At 43.3% G+C, this 10,571-nt stretch carries 10 protein-coding genes; 2 read left to right on the forward strand and 8 right to left on the reverse strand.

Annotated elements, in window-relative coordinates:
- The 4 genes from JL57_RS33130 to JL57_RS00285 form a co-directional block, all read right to left on the reverse strand.
- The coding region (locus tag JL57_RS33130) for a cell wall-binding repeat-containing protein (protein ID WP_291299531.1) at positions 1 to 2,869 on the reverse strand (2,869 nt) is incomplete at its 3' end.
- A gap of 348 nt (positions 2,870 to 3,217) precedes the next feature.
- Complete coding sequence (locus tag JL57_RS36170) at positions 3,218 to 3,298, reverse strand: SHOCT domain-containing protein (protein ID WP_366556965.1); 81 nt, start codon at positions 3,296 to 3,298, stop codon at positions 3,218 to 3,220.
- Positions 3,265 to 3,468 (reverse strand): hypothetical protein, encoded by a 204-nt coding sequence (locus JL57_RS00280; protein ID WP_366556964.1) that lies wholly within the window; start codon positions 3,466 to 3,468, stop codon positions 3,265 to 3,267. Before JL57_RS00280 ends, JL57_RS36170 begins: the two co-directional genes overlap by 34 nt.
- A 151-nt stretch (positions 3,469 to 3,619) precedes the next feature.
- Positions 3,620 to 3,826 (reverse strand): hypothetical protein, encoded by a 207-nt coding sequence (locus tag JL57_RS00285; protein ID WP_034140052.1) that lies wholly within the window; start codon positions 3,824 to 3,826, stop codon positions 3,620 to 3,622.
- A 402-nt stretch (positions 3,827 to 4,228) separates the two neighbouring features.
- Here JL57_RS00285 and JL57_RS00290 point away from each other — a divergent pair, with 402 nt between their 5' ends.
- The gene (locus JL57_RS00290) at positions 4,229 to 5,959 is read left to right on the forward strand and encodes a methyl-accepting chemotaxis protein (protein ID WP_291299532.1); all 1,731 of its coding nucleotides are present in this window, start codon (positions 4,229 to 4,231) and stop codon (positions 5,957 to 5,959) included.
- 227 nt (positions 5,960 to 6,186) lie between these two features.
- On the opposite strand, the gene dsrP is transcribed toward JL57_RS00290, so the two are convergent.
- The 3 genes from dsrP to dsrJ are packed head-to-tail and all read right to left on the reverse strand — an operon-like array spanning position 6,187 to position 8,544.
- Positions 6,187 to 7,350: a sulfate reduction electron transfer complex DsrMKJOP subunit DsrP gene (dsrP, locus tag JL57_RS00295; protein WP_034140054.1), complete on the reverse strand. Its 1,164-nt coding sequence runs from the start codon at positions 7,348 to 7,350 to the stop codon at positions 6,187 to 6,189.
- Complete coding sequence (gene dsrO / locus JL57_RS00300) at positions 7,343 to 8,137, reverse strand: sulfate reduction electron transfer complex DsrMKJOP subunit DsrO (RefSeq protein WP_034140055.1); 795 nt, start codon at positions 8,135 to 8,137, stop codon at positions 7,343 to 7,345. Before dsrO ends, dsrP begins: the two co-directional genes overlap by 8 nt.
- Positions 8,134 to 8,544 carry a sulfate reduction electron transfer complex DsrMKJOP subunit DsrJ gene (dsrJ, locus tag JL57_RS00305; RefSeq protein WP_034140056.1) on the reverse strand — a complete coding sequence of 137 codons (411 nt, stop codon included), beginning with the start codon at positions 8,542 to 8,544 and terminating at the stop codon, positions 8,134 to 8,136. Before dsrJ ends, dsrO begins: the two co-directional genes overlap by 4 nt.
- Before the next feature lie 443 nt (positions 8,545 to 8,987).
- On the opposite strand from dsrJ, the gene JL57_RS00310 reads away from it, so the two are divergent.
- A complete protein-coding gene (locus tag JL57_RS00310; RefSeq protein ID WP_034140057.1) occupies positions 8,988 to 9,686 on the forward strand; it encodes a C40 family peptidase in 699 nt (232 codons plus the stop codon).
- Positions 9,687 to 9,808: 122 nt separating this feature from the next.
- Here the strand turns inward: JL57_RS00310 and JL57_RS00315 are convergent.
- On the reverse strand, positions 9,809 to 10,571 hold a 763-nt coding region (locus JL57_RS00315), incomplete at its 5' end, for a LysR substrate-binding domain-containing protein (protein ID WP_034140058.1).

Below are 10,571 nucleotides of genomic sequence, written 5' to 3' on the forward strand. Positions count from 1 at the left end.
TGGCCGTTATCGAAAGTACGTCGGCTTCGGCTAGGGTTACTCCATCGTTTAAAGTCACCATGTAAGTGCCTGTGGTTTCATCAGCTGTCGCTGTGCCAATTTCAATTTCGCTTCGTTTGACACTTACTGTTGCCCCTGCTTCAGCAGTTCCTAAAATCATGGTTTCTCCAGTACCGAATGTTCCCATGACTGTCGGTTGTGTCGTTTGTGCTTCGACTACTGTGACACTCACGGCTTCACTAATAGCCTTGTCTGGTGCCTTGGCAATGATCGAAAGCACTTCGTCTTTAGCCAGGATTACTCCTGCGTTTAAGGTCACCGTATAGGCACCTGTTTCATCAGCTGTCGCTGTGCCAATGACGGTTTCGCCTCTCATGACGCAAACCTTTGCCTCAGCATCAGTGGTTCCTGAAATCATGGTGTCACCAGCCCTGACCATTCCCGTTATTGTCGGTGGCGTTGTCGGATCCAGCGCTGCGGCTACTGTGACACTCGTGGCATCACTCTCACTCTTGTCTGGCGCTATGGCCGTTATCGAAAGTACGTCGGCTTCGGCTAGGGTTACTCCATCGTTTAAAGTCACCATGTAAGTGCCTGTGGTTTCATCAGCTGTCGCTGTGCCAATTTCAATTTCGCTTTTTCTGACACTCACCGTTGCTCCTGCTTCAGCAGTTCCTAAAATCATGGTTTCTCCAGCACTGACTGTTCCCATGACTGTCGGTTGTGTTGTTTGAGCTTCGACTACCGTGATACTCGAGACGTTACTCTCGGTCTTGCCAGGTGCTACGGCAGTTATCGAAAGCACTTCGTCTTTGGCCAGGATTACTCCGTCGATTAAGGTCACCGTGTAGTCCCCTGTGTTTCCATCAGTCGTCGCTGCTCCAATTTCGGTTCCGCTTCTCTTGACACTTACCGTTGCCCCAGCTTCAGCAGTTCCTGAAATCATGGTGTCTCCAGCTCTGACCGTTCCCGTGACTAAGGGTTGCTCTGTTTTTTGAATGACCTCTCTATCTGTATCACGAGACGTTCCACTTCCATCAGATACAACTGGAATATCGCCCGGTTCTGTAGGAGTATCCGTCGTTGTTTTACCGTTTACGGTTCCACCGCCACTTACTTTAGTACTCCCAGTCGCAGAACTCAAAACCGTAACTTCTGCCCCACTTTTTACAACGATTTCGGATGTTCCCTTTGTCTCCAATTTGTCGATTTTACCTGATAGTACGGTAATGGACGAGTTATCATTAATAGTTACACTAGAGAACTGTCCTGCTAACTGAATTGAATCTGGAGTTGTCGCCCCAGTCACCTTAACAGTAGGAATAACCGCGCCATCTGCTGCCGTTAGTCTTACACTCCCGCTCAGGGAAACATCGTTAGAGAATGTTCCTTGGAGTTGTACATTAATGGATGCTTCTCGTTGAGGCTGCGCGACCAATGACCCTACGTTCGCTCCACTTTTTGATTCTACAGCAGCAGTAGATTGAATTAATGTAGACCCTAAAATTGTTCCTGTTTCTGCCACTACATGAACATCAGAGGAACTTGACACGACTAGACTATCTGCTTTGGTTTCTTTTAAGTAAATACTGCGGTCTGCACCCGATAGAACTACAATTCTAGTGGCTTGCACGTCGTCTAGAGTAGCAGAGCCGTCCTTGCCTGGATCGAGAAATAGCGTACCCTTGATACGGATATTCTGTAACGTTACGCCTTCTGCATTGACTAGAAGGTTCCCGTTGACTGTTTTATCCCTAAATGTTGCATTGGGAGTGCTTAATTCCACAGCCCCGTCTAAAATGTCAGACTGGCCGGGCTGGGCATATCCTAAGCTTTGTATGGCTGAATCCGATATTACAGCTGTTCCACCTAGAACTACAGGATTCTTAAGGGCTATATTTGTCTGGATATACCCTTTAGTACCGTCTGGAACTGTTTCTTTATTAGACAAGACAATTGCACCGCCCAATTTGGCTGCCATCGGAGCACCTGTCAACGAGTCAATAAGGCTTGTATCGTTCCCATTTGCGAAGAACATGCTGCCCCCGATAATAAGGTTTTCGAATTTCTTTAGTACTTCTGTGTTTGTATCAAAACGATCATATCCACCGAGTCTCGCCGCGTTTGGCAGTGTATCCTTTACAGAGTCGGATACAACCGCGGTTCCGCCAATGACATAGGTCTTGTTTATTCCTGATGACTTAATGAAATCTGACACAACTGTCGGAACTGAATCCTTATTAACGAGCAGAACTGGAATTCCTTTGGCAGCCGCAATTGGGGCAATTGAAATTGCGTCGACATTAGCATATGCATTTGTGACCACAACTTCTTGAAAGGGTTTGATCGTTTGGATTTCCTTTGCGATATTTACAGCCGTTTCATACCGATCATAACCACCTATCCGCACAGCTTGAATACCAACTGCGCTAAGGTCACTCTCTACTTTTGCCGAAATGACTGCTGTTCCACTTACCAAATAAACTTTTTTTACTCCTAGCTTTTCTAATTCTTTCATTGTGTCAGAAGGTACTGAGTCTTGATCTGCAAGAAGTACTGGTCCATCGACTGCTTTGGCAAGACTTGACGAAGCAAGCGCGTCTACCATGTTTAGATCACCCGATGGTGCTAGGACTGCTGTGCTGGCCGACTGCCACCCATAGTCTGCGATCTGAACTGCTGTGCCATACCTGTCATACCCACCAAGACGAGTAAGAGTATTGATTAAGCTCTGAGTGGACTGAACATTGTACGTTGATTTTACTTGCGCCTCGTTTGCCATAGCGACTGCGGGAGTTAATCCAGCAGTTACTGTGAGTGCAGTGATAGCTAGTGATGCGACAAACTTATTAGGATAAAATCTTGACACCTAATTTCCTCCTTTTTTCTTTTTTTATCTTATCTATATCCAGAGATATTCCCTAGATATGGCAATTTTTTCTTGCCAATGTAATGATACCTAATCAGTTCGACAAAGCTGCGAATTTCTTGTGAATTTCTTGTGAATTTAGAATAACAATATTGTCATTTTTCTTGATCCGCAAATGGGAGTAAGATTTACCTGCATTACAAACAAACTTTCCTTTCTCTAAAGCGCAAATAAGCACACACGCGAAAAGTGGCTGAGATTCTTTCCTCAACCACTTTTATATAACAAATGTCAAAGGGCAGTTTTTCCTGTGAAGCCACTGCCCTTTTTTATGAGATTCCCTTCTACTTAACTGTCTCCCAAATCTTTTTTCCGGCTTTGATACTCCGCTGAATCTATCTCGCCACGCGCATACCGTTCACGCAGGATATATCTATTCCACTATGCTTACCTAGCGTTCCTGTATGAACCTGTGATGCACTGCGACGAAATATATAGATACCCAGTAGAATTATCCCAATCCCTAAGATGAGGAACGTTCCCTTACCCATCCACCCATATCCCCAACTTCCATAACCACCGTATCCCCAGCTACCCATCAATGAATTCCTCCTTCAAACTGATTTTCTATAATAGAACCTTAGAATATTGACTTTCATCCATACATCATCTAAGATCTCCCCTATCACTCCCGTTCCTAAGTAATAAACTGATTCAATTATTCTTAATAAAAGAAACGATGCGGCTAAGTTAGGTCGGAGAAAATGTGGCTTGGTTATTAAACATCCTCAGCATACAAGTCATCACAACATGATCACCCTCTACCAGGACCAGCTCCTGATCTACTTGATTCTGCGCAAGATATCTTTGAGCGTCGGAAAAGATCTTTCGAGCATCGATTATACTTTTGTATTTTCCTACGATGCCGTTTGACTTCTTTCCCTTCAAGATAAGCATAGATAATCGTCCTTTCGTAGGCTACCTTTTCGAATTGCTTCTGAGCTACCACTACACCGTAAGATCTTAGTGAAAATCCCCCAATGCTAAGTGAATAAAATTTGTGCCTAATTCACGTTCCCCCTCTGAGAATAATAATCAAACTTTAAAATTCCCATGTATAAATCCTACTATATCAATTGGATTATTTGATGAATAAACTGTGAATATCTTATGAAGAAGGAACCCTAATTGATGTGCTTCCAGATCATTCCCTCACCCTGAAGACCATTTGCTGCCCAGAATGAAACATCTTTTTCTCATAGCTACTTCCCGAACAACAAATTTACTTGAACAAATGCAGGATATTTATTTTTGGTGCAGAATGATACAAAATTAAAGAGATTTGTAGAACATAGAGGAGTGAATTGTTTGAAATTGGAGAATAAAGGGCTGGGTTTTCAGGTCACAGTCTTGATGTTATTTATTGCATTGGCTGCAGGGGTTGTCGGAACCATCGGAATTTACGGGATGTATCAAATGAACGATACTTCGAATATGGTTTATGAACAAGATGTGATTCCTTTGAACCAACTCTCAGAGTTACGTTTCGATGCCCAAGGCTATCGTACTGATGTCGCCTTCGCGGTCAGCGCACGCACCCCGGAAGAGCGCCAAAAATTCTTAGCGGATATTATTCAGAAAAACAAAGATGTTGAAGAACATATGGCCAATTATGAAGGTATATCTAAATCGAACCAGGATTCAGATTCTTGGAAACAGTTTAAAGCCGCCTGGAATGACTATGTAGAATCATCAAAAGTTACGATTCAGGCCATAGCCGAAGGACGAATTGAAGAAGCTAGAGCTCATATGTATGATGTTGATGAGAGCAAGCATATGTCGGCTGGGGATATTATTCAAAAGTTAGTGAACTCCAAAATGGATGAGGTAAACATGCACAGTACGGTAACCTCAAACGAGATCTTCAAGAAGGCAACACGCATTTCAGTCATTCTTGTCGTGATTGATGTCTTAGTAAGCTTCGTCATTGGCTGGTTTTTGAGCCGGGCCCTCGGCAAAATGATGCGTAATTTTGTGCACAATGCCAACGAAATCGCCTCAGGGGATATTGGCCAGAGGAAGAAGGCCCCTTGGAAAGCCTGGAACCGTGAAGGGGCTGAACTTCTAAAGGCCTTTGGCGATATGGGGATCTCTTTGAGAGCTACCATTACGAAAGTAGTCGATATGGCGAGTCAATTGGCACAAACCGCTCAGGAAATGCGCTTAGGCGCCGAACAATCGGCTCATGCGGCAGAACAGGTCGCCTCCTCGGCGACTGAAATTGCAAACGATGCTGAAATGCAAGTCCAGGAGATGACGCAAAATCATGATCGGATAAGTCTAATGATCGATGAACTAAACCAAACAGAACAAGATGCCGAAAAAGTAAGCCTAGCATCCAGTCGTTCCGCTGAGCTTTCGCGCAATGGAAATATCGCCCTCGGACAAGTGGTCAAGCAAATGGATGAAATAGAGAGTCAAGTTCATAGTCTGAGCCAGGTAATTGGAGACGTGGATGAAAAGTCCGAGGAGATCGCTAAGACGGTGCAAATCATCGACAGTATTGCGCAACAAACCAACCTCTTAGCATTAAATGCTGCGATTGAAGCCGCACGTGCTGGAGAAAACGGTCGGGGATTTGCGGTTGTTGCAGAAGAAGTCCGCAAACTTGCCGAGCAAGTTCAAACAAGCTTAGTTGATATTTCTCAGCGAGTACAGGAAATGCAACGGGCTTCCCGGAGTGCCCATCAAGGGATGAAAACTAGTGTAGATAGTGTAAATCAAGGAAGTGCCTACTTAAAAGAAATTTCCAATCAATTTACCGTAATCCTGGGTTCTGTGGAAGAGAGTGCTGGATTGGCGCAGGACATTGAAACCACTGTGCAGAAAGTACAACAGGACGGTGAGCAAATAAAAATTGGCATGCAAAACGTCGTAAATCAGGCTGAATCCACCTCAGCGGGCACACAGACCACAGCTGCCGCTGCAGAGGAACAAAACGCCTCTGTCGAGGAATTGTTCGCCTCGGCAGAAAGCTTAAACGATTTAGCTAAGGATTTGAAGCAGTTAATGGATTACTTTAGACTATAGACCTATCAGATTTTAAATCCTTTATGAGCATTTTGCATTGTCTGAGAATCCAGATTCTATTACAGGAATGTAACGACGCTTAATAGGACACAAAGATTTTCAGGAACGAATAAAAGTAGACTGAAGTTTGTAAACTTGGTCTACTTTTATTCGTTTTGAAAGCTTATTTTATTTTCACCGCGTTCTTTATCCCATGATCTTTTTCTTTAATGCCAGAACTCCGAGTCCTAGGTTTCTTTCTGTTCCCTAACCGAAATAGCAATCTTATAGAGGATTGTAAGAAGCAGCATCCCAATCGCATAGACCCCCAGTGTCACAGATATCTCGGTGTAGGTTATCACATACTCAGTGACTCTATCAAAAGGATTTGGAATAAATCCGCCAATCACCAGACCCATTCCTTTGTCAATCCAATTAGCTGCAATGATCGCTACAAGGGCTAAGGACAAGATTTTATCATTCTTTCGTGTACTCGGAAAAAGCAGTAATCCAATTCCTACAAAGGCGAGAATAGTGGCTGTCCACATAAAAGGAACCAGTCTTGTATGGCCCTCAAGCCCGACGAAGAGATATTTAAGAGGAGCCTTGGCTTCGGGTATATTACTATAAAAGGCTGTGAAAAACTCAAGCCCGTAAAAGAAAACATTTGCTATCATAGCATAGGTAACAATCTTGACTAGCGCTTGAATGGCACCAACGCCCGGGTCTGGGTCAAATCTACTGACTCTTCTTACCAATAAACACAAAAGAATCAGAATTGCTGGGCCAGCTGCAAAAGCGGAGGCCAGAAATCGTGCTGCCATAATTGCGGATAACCAAAGATGCCTGCCGGGTAGACCAGCGTATAAGAACGCTGTCACCGTATGAATACTCACTGCCCAAGGAATGGAAAGGTAAATGATCGGTTTTACCCACGCCGGCGATGGACTTCCTTTGCTCTCAGCGCCTAGTGTCGTCCACCCAATCACAATGTTAAGCACGAGATATCCAGATAAGACCAACATATCCCAAAACATCATGGAATGGGGGCTTGGATACAAAATGACATTCAAGACTCGCAGTGGTTGACCCAAATCGACAATAATAAATAGCATACTCATGATCACAGAGGAGATCGCTAAAAATTCACCGAGGATGACCATCTTACCAAATTTCTTAAAGTCATGAAGATAATAAGGCAAGACAAGCATAACAGCAGAAGCAGCGACACCCACGAGAAACGTAAACTGGGCGATGTACAAACCCCACGAAACATCCCTACTCATGCCCGTTACTCCCAGGCCATAGCTATATTGCTTAAAGTAAGAGTAGAGGCCTACCGTGATGACAGCAAGTAAGACAAAAACCCATGTCCAGTAACGTCGACTACCAGTCAAAGCTCTTTCAAACAAGATCCCCACCCCCTACTAGGTAGTAGACGCTTGGTTGGGTACCCAGCTCAGGTTTACGCCGAATCGTGTATTGCGAACTAACAATTTTTCGGACCTCAGATTTGGGGTCATCTAAGTCTCCGAAAATTAACCCTCCCTTGGACTCTTCCACACACGCTGGCATTAGCCCTTTTTCCAAGCGCTCCACGCAGAAATTACATTTTTCCACAACCCCAAGGGTACGGGTTGGAAAATCCGGATTTATCTCCTTGATAAAAGGCCTAGGATCCCTAAAATTAAAACTTCTCGCTCCGTAAGGACAGGCTGCCATGCAAAATCGACAGCCAATACAACGGTGGAAATCCATGTCGACAATTCCATCGGGTCTCTGAAAAGTAGCCTCAGTGGGGCATGCCTTGACGCAAGGAGGATTCTCACAATGATTGCACAAAATTATAAAGGGATAGTTTTTTACACTTTCTTTCATATATCTGTTATTCTGGCTAGGAAAGGCATGTTCATAATCCTCATTCCATATCCATTTGATCTCATCCTTAGGATTACCTAGGGATGGAACATTATGGACACTATGACACGCCTCAATAACTCGATTATAGTCTTCTTGGGTTTTAAATTTACTCATATCTACAACCATAGCCCAACGTTTCGCTACCAGACCTTGTTGAGGTGTTTCATATTCGGAGGCCTCCACCTTCCTGAGGAGCCCGGTAATACCAAAGGTTCCTCCCAGACCTAATGCGGTGATCATACCAGCTTTTCTAAAAAAACGTCTTCTGTTTAGACTCATTTTGCGGCCTCCTGTGGCCAAGTATGACAACTCCAACAGTTTGGCTTTACAGCTGTATAATTATGGCATGAAACACAGAATTGATCAGACGTATTTAATGCCGGATCAGAATGACAGTTTAAGCAGGTTTGAAGACTAATTTTGAATGACTTCCCTTGACTATTAATATATTCCGTTTTGCCCATGCGCACAGCTTCATCTCTCCATCGTAGCAGCAATTGCATGTGATTGGCCCTCATCCATTCCGTTGGCTCGACACACTGCTTATCCGCTAGTTGTAGGATAGCCGGAGTATTCAGATTTATTTCCGGTCCCTTGTTGGCTTTCCCCCTATTATAGAAGAAAGGTAAGCTAAGTAAAGCAACAAAGATAACAAGCGACGCAATTATTTTTCCTCCTTTGTACATTATCCATTACCCTCCTTTTGCAGTGTGTAGGATTCCCCCTTTAAATGATCCTCTCACAACTTTATCAGAAACCTTGTAACCGCAACTCTTATATACCATTAATCCCTACATATTATCTCTAAATTGTAGTCGATTATGTAAAATGAGTTCAGGTACGATCAGCATACAAAGCAAAGTCGCATGAAAGACTGAATTCACTATCTAGTTTCTAAAGAGATAAAAGTAGCCGTGGAATAGATCCTCAGCCACTTTTATTTTATCAATAGTGAACTCGCTTTGCTCGATGATCAAAGCCAAGAAAACTGCTTCGATTATTCCGACTTAACAATTTAACTTAATCCACAAATTCACAAGAAATTCATAAGTTTTTCATAGTAAGTTCATAAGGATATGCTATCTTGATTAGGCAGGTGACAACTTGTATAAAAGAAAGGAGATGTCACATGAAAAAACTAATCAGCTTAGCTATCCTTGGTGTTTTTCTAATGTTAGCACCAGCCCAAACAGTTCAGGCTGCAGTGGGGGATACCTTGTTAAAGGTAGGAACAACTGGTTCAGATGTTGTTCAACTACAAACTGAACTTAACTATCTAGGTTATAACGTCGGCATAGTCGATGGAATCTTTGGATCAAATACTCAGGCAGCAGTAAAAGCTTTCCAATCTGCTCAATCCTTGAGCGCAGACGGAATCGTAGGTCCCATTACTGGTAACCAACTTAACTCTCTTTATGCAACCAAAGTAAGTCAAAAGAATAATTCCCAATCCCGACAAGAGAAAGCAAATGCTATTATCGCAACTGGTAAAAAGTATATCGGTGTTTCATATTTATGGGGTGGGACATCTCCTGGGACAGGTTTTGACTGTTCAGGTTATGTACAGTATGTCTTTGCCCAAAACGGGATTTCTTTACCAAGGGTTTCCCGCGATCAGTACACAGTTGGAACTTCCGTGGACTTCAATAACCTCCAGCCGGGAGACTTAGTCTTCTTTTCCTTTGCCCGAAATGGGATTGTCGACCACGATGGCATCTATATAGGAAACGGTCAGTTCATCAACTCTTCCAGTTCCAAGGGTGTTACAATTTATGATCTTGGTCCCTATTGGAAATCTGTTTATGTTGGTGCTAAACGAGTATTCTAAGCGTTCCAATCAAACGTAGCTTAATTTTGTACTTGGGAAGATAACAAAAGCACAGACCCTTAATCATCGGTCTGTGCCTTTCTTTTATCCTATCCTTAGCACCCGTTTGAAACAATTTAATGTCACTGCCACTGTTCTTGCCCATGTAGCTGCCCTTTCCGACTACTCACTGCTGGGTGAGCAAAACGAACCTCACTCGCGTGTTTCTCTAATTCATTATAATTCTTTCTTAAAATATCTGACAACAACTCGTGATCATGGAGTAGGTTGATTAAGACGTGCTCATCCTTGGTCTGGGTGGTTTGGGTATTGGTGAGAAGACTAAAAGGCCGATAAACGAGTGCATCTTGAATTTTTAATGTCTTGAATATTTTCCGGTCGTATTCACTGCTGACAGTCAACGAAGAGATAATGCTAATTCCAAGTCCTGCGGAGACCACTTGTTTAATCGCCTGAATACTTTCTAGTTCCATAGTTACATTCAATTGATTCAGATCAACCCCTCTATCTTTAAGGGCCATCTCCATCACCTTGCGAGTCCCGGAACCTTCCTCTCGTGTCACCAGACGCTCATTTGGGAGTTCAGCTAGGGTAATGCTATTCTTTGAGGCCCAGGGGTGAAAATGAGGAATCACAACTACCAATTCGTCATCCCAAAAATTCTCCACCTTAAGGTCTTTATGCTGAGGGGCTGTCCCTTCGATTAGGGCTATATGCATTTTTTTCTCTGAAACATCTTGAGTAATCGACTCCGTATTACTGATCTTTACTTTGAAGTCCACGTCTGGGTGGGTCTTAGACAAATACGCCATAATATTGGGAAGAATATACTCTCCAATCGTTAAAGTCGCACCGAGATAAATAAGTCTTCTCTGATTAAGTCTT

Source organism: Desulfosporosinus sp. BICA1-9 (genome assembly GCF_000802135.1).

What these genes read in the sequence shown, in the direction of transcription:
- JL57_RS00285 (WP_034140052.1), bottom strand. Translation starts at nt 3,826, where the DNA reads ATGCTTATCTTGAAGGGAAAGAAGTCAAACGGCATCGTAGGAAAATAC.
- dsrJ (WP_034140056.1), bottom strand. Translation starts at nt 8,544, where the DNA reads ATGTACAAAGGAGGAAAAATAATTGCGTCGCTTGTTATCTTTGTTGCT.
- JL57_RS00280 (WP_366556964.1), bottom strand. Translation starts at nt 3,468, where the DNA reads ATGGGTAGCTGGGGATACGGTGGTTATGGAAGTTGGGGATATGGGTGG.
- JL57_RS00310 (WP_034140057.1), top strand. Translation starts at nt 8,988, where the DNA reads ATGAAAAAACTAATCAGCTTAGCTATCCTTGGTGTTTTTCTAATGTTA.
- dsrO (WP_034140055.1), bottom strand. Translation starts at nt 8,137, where the DNA reads ATGAGTCTAAACAGAAGACGTTTTTTTAGAAAAGCTGGTATGATCACC.